The sequence below is a fragment of the Xenorhabdus aichiensis genome (genome assembly GCF_028598775.1).
Taxonomy (GTDB): Bacteria; Pseudomonadota; Gammaproteobacteria; order Enterobacterales; family Enterobacteriaceae; genus Xenorhabdus; species Xenorhabdus bovienii.
In genome coordinates this window covers 188,808-208,248 of the sequence record NZ_JAQRFO010000001.1, presented here as the reverse complement: position 1 = coordinate 208,248, position 19,441 = coordinate 188,808, and the positions used below count along the sequence as shown (strand labels likewise).

The following is a 19,441-nucleotide window of genomic DNA, read 5'->3' as shown; positions in this document are numbered from 1 at the left end:
ATCTTCCTAAAATTGGAACTTAACATTTTATTCAGGACAATTGCAGGTTCTATCGCACTAACAAAGAAAGTACGAGTGAAGATAAGATGATTGATTTTTACTCAGCTAATTGATAGAAAAAGGCTGTCGGTGAAATCGGACACCCTTCTTTTTGTCGGTATTGTCCTTTGCGCAACAGGCTGACCCATTCAATCCCGACCAACACGGTCTGAGCCCGTCTGAAGTTTTGAATCCCAGCATAGGACGTGTCCGCCGTTTGACGTTGCGGTGATCCTGTTCAATCAGGTTATTAAGATACTTATTCTGCCGGATAATGATGTCGTTATCCTTTGTTTTTTCCTTGTTTAACTCGCCCACTGCGGCTTTATTGGCGCCACTTTTATCAATCGTTACCACGTCTGGTTGTCCATGCTGGCGTATGGCTTTCTTAAAGAAACGCAAGGCGGCCTCCTTATCTCGATGGGTGGTCAACAAAAAATCAACCGTATTGCCGTCTGAATCCACAGCACGGTAAAGGTAACGCCATTGCCCTTTGATTTTGATAGAGGTTTCGTCCATTCGCCACCGACGTCCAACCGCAGGCTGACTCCGCCGATAGCATTTGACCATCAACGGGATCAGACGATGAACCCAGCGGGAAAGCGTGGAATGATCGACGGTTATCCCCCGCTCAACGAGCATTTCCTCGAGATTATGCAGGCTCAGCGCGTAGGCCAGATACCAACGAACACACTGGGCGATAATATCAACAGGATAGTGCAGACGTTTGAACGCTTTTCGGATAAGGGACATCGCTCTGGACTCGCTCAAAAACAGGGGAGCTTACCTGATGACCGCTTAATGCGACAGAACCCACCAGTCGTTATGCCCTGTTAATTGGTGCAATCGTCTTCTGAAAATAACAAGGGTAGAACCGGTATTTTCTGCATTACGTGATTGCTTTGATATTATGGGTGATTTATTGCCTGTTATTAGTGCAAATAACAGGCAGTAAAAAATGTGATGGGGGGTTTACTTTCCCCCTTTAGAAAGAAACACCGAGCTTTTGTGACAGACTCGGCGGTAGGGCGAGGTGATTTATTTTATTGCATACCGTTTGCAGATTTGTTTTGCGATTTAGTCAGCATATATAAGCGGAATAGGTAAATCAGCAGCATGGAAGACAGTAGGTTATTCAGTATTAACAGCACGATATCGGGCATGCTAGCGAAACCAAGAGCTATAATTAGTTTTATTGCAAACCATAGCAGTATGGCGGGGGCTAACAGACGCAGATTGGTAAACGCCAATTTCCAGCTTTCCTGCATGGATGAGAAAACACCTCTTCCTTTTTCAAGCAGAAAAACAGGGGCAAATGCAAATGCAATAGAAAGCAGTATGCCGGGAATGAACATTAACGCGTAACCTAATTGAATCAACAGGGTACAGATAAACATCAGCAAAAACATTTTAGGCAACGATCCTATTGATGATTTGCTGGCATGGAGCGCATTGGTTTGGTGCCCGTTAGAAATGGCATTGATAAGTAACAACACATTGGCGGTCAGCAATGTACTACCGAATATGTTGGAAAATAGAATACCGAATGCTGTGCGTAAGAACATTAACTGTTCTTCTGGCGTCAATTGCGCCACAAAATTTTTGACTCCTGTATTACCTGATTCTTTAAAGGCGTTTTGTATCTCAACCAGTAGTTTGAGCTGTTCACCATCAGGCATCAGGAGATGTTCAAGCAGTGCTGCCACCAACGCGGCCAAGACAGAGAGTATGAAAATATTCAACAGTTGGTTCTTAAAAAAGTTGAAGCTGTCACGATACAGGATATTTGCCGTGATGGGCATGAAAGTGGCTCCTATCAGATAAAACAACAATGATACTCAATTGTACCTTGTTCGGGGGATTATTGGATACCTAAAAGATAAAGCAGGTAACGGTTGAGGGACATTAACAGATAGAAGAGAGCAGGGGAGGTAATGGGTGATTTTTAACCAAATGATGGATCTATTAATGTTATGTTAATTAATTGGAATAGAAGTGATATTTTTTATCAACCTAATACTTGTATTCTTAATTATTATTGTTGGTTAAAAAATCATATAAAGATATAGCGTCGAATAGTCATAAGATTAATATCCAATTAATTTTGATTTAGATCAATTTGAAATATTTGGTAGATGAAATAATAAATTCATCAATACTTTATTTTGACAAAAATATTTAAAAGATGTGATCTGCCTTGGGTCACAAAGGTAAACAAACAGGTATATTTTTGGCTGATTTAAAACCACATAAATGGGATGGATAATGAAAAAGATTTCTGCGCTTGTATTGGCTGCGGCTGCGTTAGCTCCGTCATTGACCTTTGCTCATGAAGCAGGTGATTTCCTGTTCCGCGCGGGTACAGCAACGGTAAGACCGAATGCTGGATCTGATGATGTGTTAGGTCAGGGGTCTTTCGGCGTAAATAATAATACGCAGTTGGGTTTGACTTTTGGTTATATGATCACCGATAACATTGGTGTTGAATTATTAGCCGCTACACCTTTTCAGCATCGTGTCAATTTACCGAAAGCCGGTGATGTGGCTAAAGTTAAGCATTTGCCCCCAACTTTGATGGCGCAATATTATTTTGGCTCCAAAGAAAATAACTTACGTCCTTATGTGGGGATTGGTTTAAATTACACCACATTTTTTAGCGAAAAATTTAATGACAATAATGCAACCGTTGAAGCAGCGAAATTAAATAGTCTGGATCTGAAAGATTCTTGGGGTGTTGCTGGTCAGGTTGGTTTAGATTATCAGTTGGATAAAAATTGGATATTGAATACCTCATTGTGGTGGATGAATATCGAAACTGATGTGAGATTCAAAGCGGGTGATGCAGAACAAAAATATAAAACTCGCCTTGATCCATGGGTGTTTATGTTTGGTGTGGGTTATAAATTCTAACAGATTGATATGTAATATTTTATTAGATGGTAATAGAGTAAGTAAGTTCTATATGTGTTTGGCATAAGAGAGAACCAATGGGGCCTAATCTGCCCCATTTTTACGTCTGTGGATATAGGTTCTAACGGATTATCGAAGCTTGATTGAATTAATCACGGTATTGACACCCTTAATTCCTTTAGTGATTTGTATTGCACGTGTGACGTCTTCAGGAGAGCTAACGAATCCACTTAACTGCACACGGCCTTTGAAAGTCTCTACACTGATTTCTCTGGATTTTAGATTTTTGGCCTCGAGTAATGCTGATTTTACTTTGGCTGTAATGACGGTATCGTCAATGTAATTCCCGGTACTTTCTGTTGTTGCTGTTGGGGCACATGCAGAGATCGTCATCGCTATAACAGTAGCAACAAAAAACGTAGAGACTACTTTTAATAGTTTCATAATTATGCTCCGTTGATCTCAAGAACAATGCTTATTTATCGAAACATTATTCTCGTTTCTACTTTAGGTATCATGCCATTGTGTAATGGCCGTAATCAGAAAGTATTATTGAAAACAGGAAAACCTACAAATGATAGGGGAAATATTTATTCCCGGATGGTGATGGGTTGGCGGTAATAGCTTCCCCCATCAATAGATGATGGAGGAAGGGAGAAGATTAACGTTGTGTCGCGGTTTTCATGGTGCGGACAAACGTCACTAGTTTTTCCAGCATAATTTGGGGCTGGTTTAAATTATCTTCAATGATTTTTACCACGGCGGAGCCGGAAATAGCGCCAGCCGCGCCGCTATCGAGTACTGATGTGACTTGTGCGGGCTCCGATATGCCAAAACCTTGTAGTGCAGGAGCGGCATGATACTCTTTGAGCTTATTAACTAGGTGCGTTAGTGGATGTTCAGCTCGATTCTGAGTTCCAGTGACCCCGGCTCTTGACAGCAGATAAGTGTAACCTCGCCCACATACTGCTATTTCACGCAGTAGATCATCATCTGCATTTGGTGGACAAATTAATATCGGAGCAATGTCATATTTCAATGCAGTTGAGCGGAAATCATGTGATTCTGATAACGGTACGTCAGCGATCAAAACAGAATCAACACCAGCATTTTTACAGCGGCGATAAAATTCATCGATCCCATTGTGAAAAACCAGATTTGCATACATCAGCAATCCAATCGGGATATCAGGATATTTGGCTCGGATTTGAGACAGCAGCTCAAAACACAATGCAGGTGTAACATTGGAAGATAATGCCCGTAAATTCGCGTTTTGGATGGTAGGGCCATCAGCGAGAGGATCGGAAAATGGAATACCTAATTCCAGCGCATCCGCTCCGCCAGCGATAAGTGCGTCAATAATCTCCAGAGATAACTCAGGATTAGGATCGCCCAAGGTGACAAAAGGAACAAAAGCGCCCTGATTTTGGCTTTCTAGTTTTTTAAATAGCTGCTCATAACGTTCCATCAGATTTCCCCCCTGGATTGCAAAATATCGTGTACGGTAAAGATGTCTTTGTCGCCACGGCCAGATAAATTAACAATCAATAATTGTTCTTTATCAGGAGCCTGATGGATCATTTTCAAGGCGTAGGCAAGTGCATGTGAGGACTCTAACGCGGGAATGATGCCTTCGTTGCGCGACAGAGCCTTGAATGCGTCAATTGCCTCATCGTCAGTGACTGAAACATAATCAGCGCGTCCAATATTGTTTAGGTAAGCGTGTTGGGGGCCGACAGAAGGAAAATCCAGTCCGGCGGAAATAGAGTAAGATTCTTCAATTTGCCCGTCTTCCGTCTGCATGATCGGAGATTTCATGCCGAAGTAGATCCCTAGCTTGCCATGTTTCAATGGCGCACCATGTTCTCCGGTTTCGATACCATGTCCTGCCGGTTCGACACCAATCAGGCGAACATCGGTTTCTGGAATGAATTCAGCGAACAGGCCAATAGCATTCGAGCCGCCGCCAATACAGGCGATAACGGCATCGGGTAAACGCCCCTCTTTTTCCATAATCTGCGCCTTGGCTTCCTCGCCGATCATTCGTTGAAATTCACGCACTATCGTTGGATAAGGATGGGGGCCGGCGGCGGTTCCCAGCAAATAATGGGCTTTGTCATAGCAACCAGACCAGTCACGCATCGCCTCGTTGCAGGCGTCTTTCAGGGTTGCGGCGCCACTGTGAACAGGAATGACTTCAGCGCCCATCAGACGCATACGAAAGACATTGGGGGATTGGCGTTCAATGTCTTTGGCCCCCATGTAAATACGGCATTTTAGCCCCAAAAGTGCACAGGCTAGTGCGGTTGCCACACCATGCTGACCGGCTCCAGTCTCGGCAATGATTTCGTTTTTACCCATTCGCTTTGCCAGCAATGCCTGTCCTAATACCTGATTGGTCTTGTGTGCGCCACCGTGGAGCAAATCTTCCCGTTTTAAATACAGACGACTTTTTGTGCCTTTGGTCAGGTTCTGGCATAACGTTAAGGCGGTAGGGCGGCCTGCGTAGTTTTTTAGTAGATCCTGAAAGGCTTGTTGAAATTCAGGATCGTTTTGCGCCTCAATAAATACTTCTTCTAACTGATCAAGTGCGGGGATCAAGATTTGGGGAACAAACTGCCCACCAAAGTCACCAAAATAAGGATTCAGTTTACTCATTATTCGCATCGTCCGTTTTCTGTTTGTAAGGTTAGTGATAACAGCGTAATTGTTGGAATATTAGTTTGATTTTTTGACTGCTTTTGATGCCAACGCTTGTTTCGACACCAGAATTAAAATCTAGTCCATAACATCCTAGCGCAGCTGCCTGTTGGCAGTTTTCAGCATTTAACCCACCGGCCAGTATGCTGTTACGTTGAAAACGCTGATCGATTGATTGCCAGTCAAAGGTTTTCCCTGTTCCTCCCGCCCCATTATCCAGCAATAAATGGTCGATATTGGATATTTCGGAAAATTCTGTAGCCTTTGACATATCAATAGCTTTCCAAATCTCACAATATTCAGGTAGTAAAGGACGAAGTGCATTGATGTAGTTTTTATCTTCATTGCCATGCAACTGAACTGCATTCAATGAAAGTTGTCGGGCGATGCCACTGACAAAATCTAATGGTTGGTTTTGAAATACGCCAACATATTGCAGGGGAGCTTCATTGATGATCTGCTGGGCTTGTTGCAAATTAATTTTGCGCGGTGATTTTTCCGCGAAAATTAAGCCGCCATAAACCGCACCGGCCTGTAACGCAGTTTTGGCATCTTGTGGACGGGTAAGACCACAAATTTTATTGTCACCCAGAATCAATCGACGCAAGGCGAGATCTAAATCTGGCTGTACCATTAAAGCACTGCCTATCAGGAAACCGTGGGCAAATCGGCTTAATTCACGTACCTGTTGATGTTGGCTGATGCCAGATTCGCTGATGATAATGGTGCCTTCTGGTAAATCAGTTGCCAGCCTGCGAGTGCGATCTAAATCTATGGACAGATCACGCAGATCTCGATTGTTAATGCCGATGACTTTTGCTCCCAGCACAATTGCCCGGCGACGTTCATCTTCGGTGCTGACTTCCGTCAATACGCCCATATCAAGGCTGTGTGCCAATGTGGACAGCTCACGATAAGTCTCATCATTAATCACCGAAAGCATTAACAAAATGGCATCGGCCTGATAATAACGAGCCAGATAAACCTGATAGGCATCAATGATGAAATCTTTGCACAAAACCGGCTGGTGTACCGCAGAGCTAACCCTGCGGAGAAAATCATAGTTGCCCTGAAAATATTTTTCATCTGTCAGCACAGAGATTGCGGCAGCATAAGGTTGGTAAGTTTTAGCAATGCGAACCGGATCGAAATCTGTACGAATTAACCCTTTTGAAGGGGAAGCTTTTTTACATTCCAGAATAAAAACTGTTTGCTTATGGCTCAGTGCCTGATAAAACCGACGATGGCTCGGTACAATGGAATCGATAAAGCTTTCCAATGGCTGCTCTGTTTTGCGTTTGACCAGATATGCCACCTTATCATCAACAATTTTCTGTAATATATTGTTTTTCATGGTTAAATCCTTGCCGCTAATGCGGTCACTTTTTCGTAGGCTTGACCGCTGTAAATCGTATTCAATGCCACTTGAGTATTTTCCCGTAGGTTTTCTCGTCCGTGGATTTTCATCAAGAGAGCCACATTTGCGGCCACGGCATCAACATGCGCTTTTTGTCCACGACCTTGTAGTAACAGTCTCAATATATTGCAGTTTTCTTCCGGTGTTCCCCCTTTCAGTGAAGATATTGGGTGGTTCGGTAATCCAAAATCTTTTGCGGTTAATTGATACTGGATAATTTCACCGTGATTTAGTTCCGCAACGAGAGTGGGGGCATGTAAGGCAACTTCATCCATTCCTCCACTATGCACAACTGCGGCGCGCTGATAGCCCAATACCTGCAATGTATGGGCGATGGGAGCCACCAGTTCGGGGCTGTAAACACCAATCAGTGCCCGCGGGGGACGTGCCGGGTTGATCAATGGACCGAGTACATTAAATAATGTGCGAACTTTCAACTGTTGGCGAACCTGTACAACATGGCGGAATCCACTGTGATATTGTGGCGCGAACAAAAAACAAACGCCGATCTCATCCAGCGCACTGCGTGAATCCTCGGCACTGGCATCTAATGCGATGCCAAACGCGGTCAGTAAATCGGATGATCCCGAACGGCTGGAGGTGCTGCGATTTCCATGTTTTGCCACTTTAAGGCCACAGGCAGCCGCAACAAAGGCGCTGGTTGTGGAAATATTGATGCTGTTTGTCCCATCTCCGCCTGTACCTACGATATCGCAGAATGTGTAATCAGGACGTGGAAAGGGTGAGGCATTCGCCAATAATGCCTGTGCCGCACCCGCAATTTCCTGTGGCTGCTCGCCGTGCAGTTTCATGCTGACCAGTACAGCCGCCAATTGAGCGTCACTCAGTTCACCACAAACAATCGCGGTAAATAATTGTTGGCTTTCTTGTTGTGTCAGTGTTTGGGCACTGAACAATTTTTCGAAAATTAACTGCATTTTCCTATTCCTTATTATTCCTGTACCCATGCCAGAGTTTGTTCAAGTAATTTAGCTCCCTGTGTGGTCAGGATGGATTCAGGATGGAACTGGAACCCACAGACTTTATGCCTGTCATGACGTACCGCCATCACTGTATCACCACAAGAAGCCGAGACCACCAGCGTGTCGGGAATACTCATCCCTGCAAGGGAATGATAACGGGCAACGGGCAGGGGGTTGATTAGGCCGGAAAACATGGCCTGTCCATCATGAGTGGCCAGAGTGGCCTTTCCGTGCAGAATTTCTCTGGCGGCAGAGATTGTTCCACCATAAGCTTCAATAATCGCTTGGTGCCCAAGACATATCCCAATCACAGGAACTTGGCTAATGATACGTTTGAGCAACTGGGGCATACAGCCAGCATCTGCCGGCTTTCCCGGGCCGGGTGATAACATTAGAAGCGGTGATTCCATCATACTAAGTTGTGCCATGATTGTTTCTGTTGACACTGTATTACGGTAGATAACGACCTGATGATCACTGGCACGCAGTTGATCCACGAGGTTATAGGTAAACGAATCAACATTATCGAGCAAAAGAATATTTGCCATTAGAATGTTACCTCCGCCTTGTGTGCCTGAATAATCGCACGAATAACGGCTCTGGCTTTACTGTGAGTTTCATCGACTTCTGATTCGGGAATGGAATCTAAAACAATGCCCGCACCTACTTGAACGGCAGCTATGCCGTTTTCTACATAGGCAGAGCGGATCACAATGCACGTATCAAAATCCCCCTTGCCAGTGAAATAACCGACGGCACCACCATAACTGCCACGTCGTTCACCTTCATGTTGTGCAATGAGTTGCATCGCCCGAACTTTCGGGGCTCCTGTCAATGTGCCCATATTCATGCACGCTTGATAAGCATGAAAGACATCCAGATCGTGGCGGAGTGTGCCTACGACACGAGAAACGAGATGCATGACAAACGAATAGCGATCAACTTTGGTTAAATCTGCCACATAGCGGCTACCCGGTTCACAAATACGTGCTAAATCGTTGCGCGCCAAATCAACCAGCATCAGGTGTTCAGAAAGCTCTTTGGCATCGGTACGCATTTCCAGTTCAATCCGGCTATCTAGATCGGCATCCAGTGTGCCGTTGGCATTGCGTCCACGGGGACGTGTTCCGGCTATTGGGTAGATTTCGATCTGACGACTGCGGGTATCATATTTAAGGGCACTTTCTGGAGAAGCACCAAACAGACAAAAGTCCTGATCCTGCATGAAGAACATATAAGGACTGGGGTTTTGATGTTTCAGCGTTTGGTAAGCATTGAGTGGAGAAGGACAGGGTAAGGTGAAACGCCGTGACGGAACTGCCTGAAAAATGTCGCCTTGACGGATGGATTGCTGTAATTGCTGCACGATGTCTGCATATTGGTCATCACTTTGATTACAGGCAATGGTCATGTCTGGTAATTTCACAGATTCAAGTGGTTGGCCGGGTTTCGAAATGGCAGCAGTTAATGTGGTCAGGCGGTCATGAAGACGCTGTTTTTCTGAATCTGATTCACCAAACAGTGACGTTTGCAAGAATGCGTGTTTATTTCGATGGTCGATCACTAATAGCGTTTCTGCGAGATAAAAACAGAAATCAGGGCAACGTTGATGAGTTTTGACCTTGGGAAGCGGTTCAAATCCTGCAACTAAATCGTAAGCAAACAGTCCGCCCACGAAAATTGCGTCTGGAGTTCCAGTAAGGGGGGATAATGTCATTAGTGTCCGCAATGCATCGAAAATAGAATCGGCCTTTAAACGGCTATCTTCATCCAGATTGTGCCCAGTTGCGGGAAACTGTGCCTGGAGAATATGTAATCCAACATGCAATTGGGCTTTTGCTGAGAGTAAATCGGTGAGTATAGGCAGTAGATTTCGGCCATTTTCGGTGAGGGCTTCAAAAGTGACTTGCCGTTCGTTGGCTGTAATTCTCATGGCACTGTCGATGATTAACAGGCTTTTCAAATTCCTTTTGCTGCTTATTTCAGCTGATTCCAGTAATAACGTGGCTGGGCGATTACTACAAAGCTGATTGAAAAGTAGAGTTGGGTCTGTTTGGTAAACAGTGTCTACTTGATTGATTGAAATCTTAAAATTTTTATTCATCATACTTGCCCCGTTGCTACCTTTAGCCACAAATTTTGGTTATAAAAAAACCCGCTTTTGGGGCGGGTTGCGGCACTTTCGTATCTATACTTATGTGCGTGATTCAACCGCCCTGAACGGGAAGTTGCGCCACCAGCGAATTGCCTGCATAAATACGATCATTTTCTCTGTGCCTTAGTTTGTTAAGTGGAATAAGGATAAATAGTAAAGCGTCCCGCTGACCTTTGTACTAGTTAACTGGATCAAGGCTTGCTTGTCAATGATTTTTTGATGTCTTTAGAAATATAATAAGGGGAGGGTGTAAATTGGAAAAACGGTGATTTGAAATTTATTGGGTAATATTTCTATTGTTACTAATATAGTTAAAATTAATTTAAAATATGATAATAAATTAATGTTTTTATAAATATCTAATATTTTTTCATATTATAAATATATTGACTGTTTTTTTGTATTTTATTAGATGCATTGAGGGATTACATCAATTGGTATTATTTTTTATAATAATAATTCAATTGCAAATATATTTTAATAGCCTTGTCGTGATTTAAAAATGTTATTTTGATTTTAATCATAATATCAGTTTTTAATTGAGGTCTATGTTTATGAAAGCAAGTAAAATTATTTTATATTTAATATTATTTTTCATTACCTTGATTGCTTTTAATAATGCTGGTGCAATTGAATTAATGAGTGATGATATTGTTTTAAGCGGAAATTATGATGAATTAGGAAAAAATAAAAACAAAAGTAATCTATCTGCAGATTATAATATGATTTTTAAAAATGACAGTAAGAATGATAATTTGGAAATTAAAATGTTAGGTCACCAATGTATGTATAAAGTTGGAGATGAATATATAAACTTGAAACCTGGGGATAAGCATAATGAGAGTCTTGAGGATAGTAATTATTTTTTTCAGGGATGCTCAGGTGCAAATAAGTTAGTAAAATGGGAAGTAAGTACTTATAAGAAGGGTAAGAAATATAAATCATGTGTTTTTAGAATGGAGACGTATTTACCATCGTTTCCAGGGGCGTATCTTGTGTGGCAGAGCATAGTTGAAACTGATGATTGCCATCTTGAAATGACTGCTACATGTAACGGAGTAAATTGTTTAAATAAAAATATTAATAGTAATACAAGTAATAATCCCAGCAATATTGTTATAACCATCAAAGACGATAACAATTGGGAGCCTCCAACAATTATCTCACCTAAACCGAATGCAACAGTTGAAAATAACTATATTACAATTTCAGGAAAAGGCTTTATGGAAGATGGGGGGTTACCTACTCTTGTTACAAATTTTAATGGTTATACTTATTCTGTTCGATCTACAACAGTTGCAGAAATCTGGAGTGGGCAACTCTGGATAAATTGTGGTATTACCGGCACAGTTGGCATTCAGACCATGGAAAATTCTGATGTAACCTTTAACGGTCCACCCTGTGAAGCAACAATTACCTCAATTCAAAATGGGCAGACCATTCCGGCAGGGGAATATAGCTTATCAGGCCGAGTGAATAGTGATACGGCTGATAATGCCAGACATATGCAGGTACAAATAACGGGTTACCAAAAAGATGGATCTATTTATGCGCCGACAAAAAGCTACACTCCAGATGTTGATACTGGAACTGGCAAATGGAGTCTGGGAGGTTTAGAAGCCGTTTGCGGTATTAACTATAACGTATCTGTGTCTACTAATTCATTTGGAACACCGTCTGCTAGTCAATCAATTTTACCCAGTTTAATAGGATCAAACATTTCCTATCATACGCCGGACTGTCCGTTTGCGATAACTAAGCCTAAAAATTATGAAGTAGTTTCTTCAACGACTGGTGATATACAGGATATCTCAATTGGTGGTAGGGCCATTGATGGAACTATTGTTGTTATTAATGTGAAATCTTTAGGTTCTCAAGATGACCCAGGCCAGTCTTTTAATGGAAATGTTGTGGACAATAAGTGGAGTGTCGAAGCGAAAGGTCTACCTATAGGAATTATAAAAATTCGGGCTGATAATAGTGAAACAGCAGAAGTTCCTATTCAAAATAGTAGTGCTGAAGTAACTGTACTGAGTTCTAAAATTTTTTCTGTAGAAACTAAAAACAACAATGTTTTCACCGAATTTTATGGAACATCTATGCCATATATTTATGTTCATGATGAAGGTTTAGAAACTGTAGTTCAAATATTTCTGAATGGGATTGAATTAGATGAAGGAGATCCAGACACCATGGGTAATTGGAAAGATAAAGTTAAACATTATGCCAGAAGAGGAATATATATTATTACTTTTCGAGAGGATGCTGGTGATTCCAATTATACATCGCGAGATGAAAAAATATTAAAATGTACAGGTGGTGATCGAGGGATGACTTGCGTTAACCATGAATAACTATCACTGCATATTTAAGGAGATTGCTATGATTATTATTAGATCGATATTTATATTGTTTGTTTTATTTTATTTCGATAATTCATTTTCTGATGCTACATTGAAATACCCACCTTTAGAGAGTATTGCTGGAGGGGAAAAAAGTTGTGAAGATAGTTCCGATGATAAATGTAAGTATTGGGTTGTTAGTATTTTTTATAGGGATATGAATAATAAAAAGCATCAGCTATGTAGTGGTTCGTTAATCGCGCCAAACTATGTATTAACTGCTGCACATTGTATGAAGGAAGAGCATATGGCCAAAGAATATATTGTGATGAGTTATGATAAAAAAACAATCGGCACTTCATCATATGAAAAAGTTAAAGAATATGGGGGTTATGATTTTGCACTTCTACAGCTGAATGAACCAGTAGAATTAAAAAAATACGGGCGTGTTCGCCGTTTCTTTAATTACGATGGAGCTTATGAAAAACTAAATAACAATTATTATGCATCTTATATTTATGGTTATGGTTTATTGGGAATTAATGAAAAAACAGGTGTTCAAGTAAATAATGATGTAACCCAGCGTCGAGCTGATGTGAAAATTGTTACTCCAGCTCTTGATGCTAGAGGTTGGCAGGGGTTGATGGTAGAAGCAAATAAAAGTAAAGATTTAAAGCCGGGGGTTATACAGTGGGGGGATTCTGGTGGCCCAATGATTTGGGACGATACAATTATTGGCGTAGCTTCTTGGGGATTTGATACGTTTGAAAGAAAAGATGGAAATGATAAACGTGATTATCCTTTTTTCATATTTTCAGATGTTACTGGAAAGTATGATGATAACTATTTTGGCAAAAATCTTATTTTTGGACAATGGTTTTCTAAGGAGATGGAACAGATTTGGATTGATAACCCAGATTGGAATTCCCACTTAGCAAAACGAAGTGAGTATATTCATGTTGAGGGTTGGGGAAGACCATCGAGTAAAATAAATCTTTTTTATTCTATTGATGAAGGTCAAGAACACTTATTTTCATGTAAGGAATCAGTTAATAGTCAGGGGAAATGGAAGTGCGACATTCCACGTAATGAATTTATTACTGAAATCCTTGGTGAGGAAAACGATTATAAGGTAACTATTACAGCTAAGGAGGCGGAGGCTCCACCGCAAGGTAAGTCATGGAGAGAAGATATTGTAGAAGCAAAAATCCCCTCTATTGCGAAAGCATTTGGTATTGTTTATCCAGTCGATAATACAATTGTATCTACTAAGGATTTTACGGTGCGTGGCTATGCTGATCCTGGTTCAGACGTTCAATTGACATTGCAATCTAATATAAGTGGTCGTAGTTACATACAAGAAGAATTATGTAAAGATCTCGAAAATAAGAGTTTAATAAAAACAACATATTATGGACTCTGGTCATGTACTATAGATTTTGAAATTATAAATAAAATTGACAATCCTAATGATAACATAAAGTGGAATTATAAAATAACTGCAAATCAAAAAACAAAAGAAACAAATATTTATGATCAGGTTGATATACTCTTTCAGCCAAAAGAATATATTAAATTAAACGTTACAGAAAATACAGAAATAAAATACAAAAAAATGGTGGATTTTAGCGTAAATTACGTTAAGGAAGCTAAGCTTTTTTGTATATTTAGCCAAACACACTTAGATTGTAAAAATGATAAAATTAATCAAGATAAATTTTATTTACTCAATGTTGAGGAAGGTAGGGAACGTTCCTATAAAATAGGCGCAATGCAAAAGATTGAGGATGCTGACCCTCTTGATCCTAAATTATTTCTTGGCAAATCGAATTATTTTGGCTCGGGCTATTTTAGCCCTGAATTTATTGATAAGCATAGAATTAGCAATCCAAAAGAGATTATATCTACTGAACTTAAAGGTCAAAAATTATCTGGTATTGGAGGTGATGATAGCCGTTATATTTTGCAGAATGGTGATATACTTTTATCTTCAGAATATTCTATAAACATAGAAGGAGAGAATGAAAATTATTATTCCGAAGCCAGATTAGACAAAGAACAAAATTCTGGGGTTATTCCAATAAAATATGGTGATTATAAAAATAAAAAGAAATTTCCTATTTGGGATATCACTCTTCCTTCTACATTGAAAGACAGCCTCTATCGTATTGAAGTAGTAGACAAATATCATCCATTGGGATTGGCTGATATCAAAAAAAATTGGCAGGGATCGTCTCCTGATAAAAGCTACTTTAGTATAAAAACTCCTAATGTCGAGATTAAAAATCCTTCTGAAGGAGGGACAGAAATTGTCGGTACCCCAAGTTTTTTGTCAGGGCGATCTAATGTGCCGGGAGATGAGGTCGATATTAAAAGACGCAGGATCGATAGCTCATCAGAATTGAAGGAAAATATTCAAAACCTTGCACAAGAAACAGTTATTTGCTCGGGAGCTGTGGTCAGTGACAATGGTAACTGGCAGTGTGACAGACCAATAATTTTTCCTGTGGGTACTTATGAACTGACCGCTGAATTGATAAAAGAAGGAAAAGTGGTTGCCACAGATATTACACACATTACCGTCGAAGATAAAAATGATGATAAGCCCGAAAAGAAAAAATTTGAGATAAATAACCCCAAGAATAATTCAACCATTGATCCAGATAACCCTATTACCTTTTCTGGCACATTTAGCGGCCCTGCCGGAGGCGGTGGAGGTGGCGGATTTGGTGGTTTTCTGAGTAGTTTGATTGGCGGGATTTTTGGTGCGGTGAGGGAATTGCCTCCTTACTCAGCGGTGCACTTGGCTTCTTTTGGGAGTTCACGATTCATCCGGGGGCTATTTTCGGGGGTGATACCTATACGATGGAGTTACAGGAAACCCAAAGTGGAGGGAACGTCGGTGAGCCTATAAGATGGACTTTTACTGTTCCGATGCGTATTACTGAACCTAAACCGGATGCGCAATATAAATTAGATGACGGAATTACCATTAAAGGTCAGGGAAGCCCCGGTCAACTTGTTTTTGTTGCAGGTTCTGAATATACCCTGCCACCAGAAAAAGTGACTTTACCGATTTCAAGTGAGGGGATCATTTGTACCGCAACGGTGGATAAAGAAGGAAAGTGGACGTGCCCCGATAACCCTGCCTTGACCGTAGCTAATAAAGGGACGTTTTTCCTTTATGCGGCTCAATATCAAAAAACAGGCTCGGCTCAATTGGGTGAATTGGGCGATACGTATGAAAGAACCTCACAGGTCACGCGTAAGTATGAAGTTACCGAAACAAAAATAAACATCACTGCCCCCAATCATGGAGCTAAAATAACAAAACTACCTTTTACAATTTCAGGTACGGGAGAAAAGGGATCTCAGGTATATATCGAAGGTTTTGGTGGCGCCGATGATTGTAATACTACTGTTGATACCTCATCAGGCCAATGGTCATGTGGGCCTTATCAGCCGGAAGATGGCAAATATACCCTCTCCGCAGATCAATTTATCGATAATCAGTTAGATTCAACTGCGCAAGCGTCTTTTGAAGTCCAGACGAAAACCGTCAGGCCAGTAGTTATCACGCAACCGCATAACGACGGGATATATCGGCACCTTGACAGCATCTTACCGAAAGGGACAGGCGAACCGGGAACAACGGTCTGTTTGGATAAAAAAGTGCTTTCTCAGGTCTGTAAGAATGGAGTCACTGTGGATGAAAAGGGAAACTGGGAGTGGGCCGATGGGTTGGATACCTCAGTTAAAGGGGAACAAAAATTAGTGGCGACGGCTTTTTTGGACAAACTGCGACAATCCACAGTGAAGGTTACATTTGAGATAGCTCCTGACTCCGGTGAAACCACGTTAACCGTAGAAACGCCCCAAGAAAATGAAGTTATCAAAATGCCTTCATATACCTTTAGCGGCACGATACCGAGTAACGCTAAGACAGTCACGGTGAAAGCGTTTGGCGGCCATAATGACTGTAATGCGAAGCTTAATATGAAGGATTACACCTGGGCATGCGGGCCTTACAGTTCCGTACCGGGAGATTATGATGTGGCTGTGGTGGATGATGCAGGTTCCCAGATTAACAGGAGCTTCAAAGTGCGTTATGGCGCTAATTTGCAAATGCGTGTGCTTGTACCGACAGAAGGAGAACAAATTACGACTTCAACATATAAAATCAACGGCAAAGGTCAGGCAGGGGCGAGAATCACAGTTTCCGTTTCAGGCAAGCAAATCTGTGATGTTTTGGTTGATGAAAATCAGGATTGGAATTGCCCTGCGATTCAGTCTATCCCAGGTGCTTATCGGTTTTTAGCGCAACAATGGGTGGATGATGTGCCATCTGGCAAAGCTATAACACGAAATTATGAAGTTGGTATATCGGATATTACCATTGATTCTACTGCTGAGCCAATCTGTACGGTTACAAGTGCAAGTAAAATTGCGAAGACGCCAGTGGAATATACTCCTACTATAGAGAGCAATGGAACTATTTTTATTCCAATTACGGGAACGGCAACGAAAGGTGCGTATGTTTCTCTGAAAGCAAAATCTGTAAATGGAAGTTCTTGGGACTGTGGCCCCATACAGACTTCAAAAACGGATGGTAAATGGAGTTGTAGTATAAATAATGCACAGTTGGGAACATATCAGATAGAGGCTACACAATCCCTTATGGTTAATGACCATCTTTTTGAAAATAAAGCAGAAAATAAGGTAAGCGTGGATGTTTTAAACATCACTTATCCGTCAAATGGGGATATAGTGGTTTCATACCACTCGCCAATATCTCTTAATGTGTCAGGAAAAGCGCCGCCAAGAATGGTAGTTTCATATAAAATTCAGAATGTAGATATTTATAACGGAGCTAGTTCACCTACAGATATTAAACAAGGGAGTGTAATTGCAGATGATCAAGGAAACTGGAGTTCTACAGTAGAACGTAATGGATTTGGAAAGCAAAATTTAACCGTTTCTGCTCCATTTTGTGGACAAGAAACTTATTCTGAAAGCAATTTTCGTTACCATTCATATCTTAAATGAGTATTTCATTTTTTTATTTGTGTATGAAACAATTTAATTCAATATTTTTTTGGTATTTAATATGCGACTGGAGTTTTACAGTCGCATATTATTATTTATAAAGATAGAGAAAAACTAACACCTCTTTCAGTGTTAGCTTTTTGATTGTTTATAAATCATAACTTATGATCTGGCAAAATCGGTTCCATTTTCTGTGTTATCATCCCCGCTTCATACTTGATATCACTTGATAGATAGTACCCTTGTTTCTCACACGACAAAAACAGGTACAGTACAATGACTGAAGCCGCCAGTGAACTGATAAGACGCTATGACCTGCATAGCCATACGACCGCTTCAGATGGAGTTTTATCACCGGAACAGCTTGTGGATAGGGCGGTTTCTATGGGTATCAACGTACTGGCAATCACCGATCATGATACTACGGATGGTATTCCTCCTGCCTTAAACCATATTCAGCAAAATAATTTGCCTTTGACGTTGGTATCCGGCGTTGAAATTTCGACATTATGGGAAAATTTTGAAATCCATATTGTCGCCCTGAATATCGATACTGATTGCGTTTTTTTGACAAACTTTCTCTCCAATCAGGAGACGTTGAGGAAACAGCGTGGTATTGAAATTGGGCTGCGTCTTGCTAAGGCGGGTATTCCTGACACTTGGGAAGGTGCATCTCGATTGGCGAATGGTGGGCAGGTCACCCGTGGGCATTTTGCCCGTTATTTGATTGAAACAGGCATTGAACCTACGATCCCGAAAGTGTTCAAAAAGTATCTGGCGAAGGGAAAAATCGGTTATGTCCCTCCGCAATGGTGTACAATTGAGCAGGCTATTGAAACTATTCATCAAGCTGGGGGGCAGGCTGTGATTGCCCATCCGGGCAGGTATGATTTATCGATGAAATGGCTGAAGCGTTTGATAGCCTGGTTTCAACAACATGGCGGTGATGCAATGGAAGTTGCGCAGTGCCAGCAGGCACCTAATGAAAGGCAACAACTTGGTCAATTGGCAAAGGAATATGGACTTAAAGTATCATTAGGCTCGGATTTTCACCAACCCTGTTCATGGATAGAGCTAGGGCGCAATTTGTGGTTACCCGGTGATGTAATACCGATATGGCATGATTGGTCACGCTAGGGGCTGCATAGAGTAAGAGGTTATACTTGTGAGCCAGTTTTTTTATATCCATCCTGACAATCCACAATCCCGCTTAATTGGGCAAAGTGTAGATGTGTTAAAAAAGGGTGGAGTTGTCATTTATCCTACTGATTCAGGCTACGCTATTGGGTGTTGCCTTGAAAACAAGGATGCCATGACACGCATATGCCGTATTCGCCAATTGGATGGACGCCACAATTTTACCCTGATGTGCCGTGATCTTTCTGAAATTGCGACTTATGCGCATGTGGATAATCAGGCATTCAGATTGATAAAAAATAATACGCCCGGTAATTACACCTTTATTTTACAGGCGACGAAAGACGTTCCCCGTCGTTTGATGAACGAAAAGCGTAAAACTATCGGCCTACGTGTCCCTTCCAATCCTATTGCTTTGGCATTACTGGAAGGAATGAGAGAGCCACTGATGTCATGTAGCTTGATTTTACCCGGAAATGATTTTGCGGAATCTGATCCAGAAGAGATTAAGGATGTGCTGGGTAAACAGGTTGATTTAATTATTCACGGTGGTTATCTTGGGCAGCAACCGACGACGGTAATTGATTTGACCGGAGATTTTCCGGAGGTTCTGCGCGAAGGTGAAGGGGATGTAACACCTTTTCTATAAGGTGAATGATTCACATTTTTATTTTATGACACGACGCCTGTGAAGGCGACAACAGAGGTTGCT

At 41.3% G+C, this 19,441-nt stretch carries 15 protein-coding genes and 1 other annotated feature; of the genes, 6 read left to right on the top strand and 9 right to left on the bottom strand.

Annotation, left to right across the window (positions count from 1 at the left end; all coding sequences use genetic code 11):
• Window positions 1-97 precede the first annotated feature (97 nt).
• Window positions 98-792, bottom strand: a protein-coding gene (locus PSI22_RS00995; RefSeq protein WP_273577900.1) for an IS6 family transposase whose coding sequence is annotated in 2 segments (ribosomal slippage) — window positions 98-228 and window positions 228-792 — 696 coding nt in all. Because the reading frame shifts where the segments join, the coding sequence is not laid out codon by codon here.
• Between the two features lie 290 nt (window positions 793-1,082).
• Entirely contained in the window at window positions 1,083-1,841 is a 759-nt protein-coding gene (locus PSI22_RS00990; protein WP_273577899.1) for a YciC family protein, read from the bottom strand.
• 463 nt (window positions 1,842-2,304) lie between these two features.
• Here PSI22_RS00990 and ompW point away from each other — a divergent pair, with 463 nt between their 5' ends.
• Window positions 2,305-2,949, top strand: a complete 645-nt coding sequence (gene ompW, locus PSI22_RS00985) for an outer membrane protein OmpW (RefSeq protein WP_273577898.1) — start codon at window positions 2,305-2,307, stop codon at window positions 2,947-2,949.
• 129 nt (window positions 2,950-3,078) lie between these two features.
• Here ompW and PSI22_RS00980 read toward each other — a convergent pair whose 3' ends face one another.
• The 7 genes from PSI22_RS00980 to PSI22_RS00950 form a co-directional block, all read right to left on the bottom strand.
• Window positions 3,079-3,393 carry a BON domain-containing protein gene (locus PSI22_RS00980; protein WP_273577897.1) on the bottom strand — a complete coding sequence of 105 codons (315 nt, stop codon included), beginning with the start codon at window positions 3,391-3,393 and terminating at the stop codon, window positions 3,079-3,081.
• 217 nt (window positions 3,394-3,610) lie between these two features.
• Window positions 3,611-4,417 carry a tryptophan synthase subunit alpha gene (trpA, locus tag PSI22_RS00975; RefSeq protein WP_038225135.1) on the bottom strand — a complete coding sequence of 269 codons (807 nt, stop codon included), beginning with the start codon at window positions 4,415-4,417 and terminating at the stop codon, window positions 3,611-3,613.
• The gene (gene trpB / locus PSI22_RS00970) at window positions 4,417-5,607 is read right to left on the bottom strand and encodes a tryptophan synthase subunit beta (RefSeq protein ID WP_273577896.1); all 1,191 of its coding nucleotides are present in this window, start codon (window positions 5,605-5,607) and stop codon (window positions 4,417-4,419) included. The genes trpA and trpB overlap by 1 nt, the downstream gene beginning before the upstream one ends.
• Before the next feature lie 31 nt (window positions 5,608-5,638).
• A complete protein-coding gene (trpCF, locus tag PSI22_RS00965) occupies window positions 5,639-7,003 on the bottom strand; it encodes a bifunctional indole-3-glycerol-phosphate synthase TrpC/phosphoribosylanthranilate isomerase TrpF (RefSeq protein WP_273577895.1) in 1,365 nt (454 codons plus the stop codon).
• A 2-nt stretch (window positions 7,004-7,005) separates the two neighbouring features.
• The gene (gene trpD / locus PSI22_RS00960) at window positions 7,006-8,004 is read right to left on the bottom strand and encodes an anthranilate phosphoribosyltransferase (RefSeq protein WP_273577894.1); all 999 of its coding nucleotides are present in this window, start codon (window positions 8,002-8,004) and stop codon (window positions 7,006-7,008) included.
• A gap of 14 nt (window positions 8,005-8,018) precedes the next feature.
• On the bottom strand, window positions 8,019-8,597 hold the full coding sequence (locus PSI22_RS00955; protein WP_273577893.1) for a glutamine amidotransferase-related protein: 579 nt from the start codon (window positions 8,595-8,597) through the stop codon (window positions 8,019-8,021).
• Window positions 8,597-10,156 (bottom strand): anthranilate synthase component 1, encoded by a 1,560-nt coding sequence (locus tag PSI22_RS00950; protein WP_273577892.1) that lies wholly within the window; start codon window positions 10,154-10,156, stop codon window positions 8,597-8,599. Before PSI22_RS00950 ends, PSI22_RS00955 begins: the two co-directional genes overlap by 1 nt.
• 38 nt (window positions 10,157-10,194) lie before the next feature.
• Window positions 10,195-10,294: a sequence feature (Trp leader region), on the bottom strand.
• Between the two features lie 464 nt (window positions 10,295-10,758).
• On the opposite strand from PSI22_RS00950, the gene PSI22_RS00945 reads away from it, so the two are divergent.
• From PSI22_RS00945 to PSI22_RS00925, 5 genes are all read left to right on the top strand, one after another.
• On the top strand, window positions 10,759-12,558 hold the full coding sequence (locus PSI22_RS00945) for a hypothetical protein (RefSeq protein ID WP_273577891.1): 1,800 nt from the start codon (window positions 10,759-10,761) through the stop codon (window positions 12,556-12,558).
• 28 nt (window positions 12,559-12,586) lie between these two features.
• Window positions 12,587-15,460 (top strand): trypsin-like serine protease, encoded by a 2,874-nt coding sequence (locus PSI22_RS00940; RefSeq protein WP_273577890.1) that lies wholly within the window; start codon window positions 12,587-12,589, stop codon window positions 15,458-15,460.
• Window positions 15,412-17,592 (top strand): hypothetical protein, encoded by a 2,181-nt coding sequence (locus tag PSI22_RS00935; RefSeq protein WP_273577889.1) that lies wholly within the window; start codon window positions 15,412-15,414, stop codon window positions 17,590-17,592. The genes PSI22_RS00940 and PSI22_RS00935 overlap by 49 nt, the downstream gene beginning before the upstream one ends.
• Before the next feature lie 276 nt (window positions 17,593-17,868).
• The gene (rnm, locus tag PSI22_RS00930; RefSeq protein WP_273577888.1) at window positions 17,869-18,729 is read left to right on the top strand and encodes an RNase RNM; all 861 of its coding nucleotides are present in this window, start codon (window positions 17,869-17,871) and stop codon (window positions 18,727-18,729) included.
• A 28-nt stretch (window positions 18,730-18,757) separates the two neighbouring features.
• Complete coding sequence (locus tag PSI22_RS00925; protein ID WP_038197573.1) at window positions 18,758-19,378, top strand: L-threonylcarbamoyladenylate synthase; 621 nt, start codon at window positions 18,758-18,760, stop codon at window positions 19,376-19,378.
• Window positions 19,379-19,441 lie beyond the last annotated feature (63 nt).

Coding starts and splice junctions, on each gene's coding strand:
- PSI22_RS00990 (WP_273577899.1), bottom strand. CDS start 1,841: ATGCCCATCACGGCAAATATCCTGTATCGTGACAGCTTCAACTTTTTT.
- ompW (WP_273577898.1), top strand. CDS start 2,305: ATGAAAAAGATTTCTGCGCTTGTATTGGCTGCGGCTGCGTTAGCTCCG.
- PSI22_RS00980 (WP_273577897.1), bottom strand. CDS start 3,393: ATGAAACTATTAAAAGTAGTCTCTACGTTTTTTGTTGCTACTGTTATA.
- trpA (WP_038225135.1), bottom strand. CDS start 4,417: ATGGAACGTTATGAGCAGCTATTTAAAAAACTAGAAAGCCAAAATCAG.
- trpB (WP_273577896.1), bottom strand. CDS start 5,607: ATGAGTAAACTGAATCCTTATTTTGGTGACTTTGGTGGGCAGTTTGTT.
- trpCF (WP_273577895.1), bottom strand. CDS start 7,003: ATGAAAAACAATATATTACAGAAAATTGTTGATGATAAGGTGGCATAT.
- trpD (WP_273577894.1), bottom strand. CDS start 8,004: ATGCAGTTAATTTTCGAAAAATTGTTCAGTGCCCAAACACTGACACAA.
- PSI22_RS00955 (WP_273577893.1), bottom strand. CDS start 8,597: ATGGCAAATATTCTTTTGCTCGATAATGTTGATTCGTTTACCTATAAC.
- PSI22_RS00950 (WP_273577892.1), bottom strand. CDS start 10,156: ATGATGAATAAAAATTTTAAGATTTCAATCAATCAAGTAGACACTGTT.
- PSI22_RS00945 (WP_273577891.1), top strand. CDS start 10,759: ATGAAAGCAAGTAAAATTATTTTATATTTAATATTATTTTTCATTACC.
- PSI22_RS00940 (WP_273577890.1), top strand. CDS start 12,587: ATGATTATTATTAGATCGATATTTATATTGTTTGTTTTATTTTATTTC.
- PSI22_RS00935 (WP_273577889.1), top strand. CDS start 15,412: ATGGAGTTACAGGAAACCCAAAGTGGAGGGAACGTCGGTGAGCCTATA.
- rnm (WP_273577888.1), top strand. CDS start 17,869: ATGACTGAAGCCGCCAGTGAACTGATAAGACGCTATGACCTGCATAGC.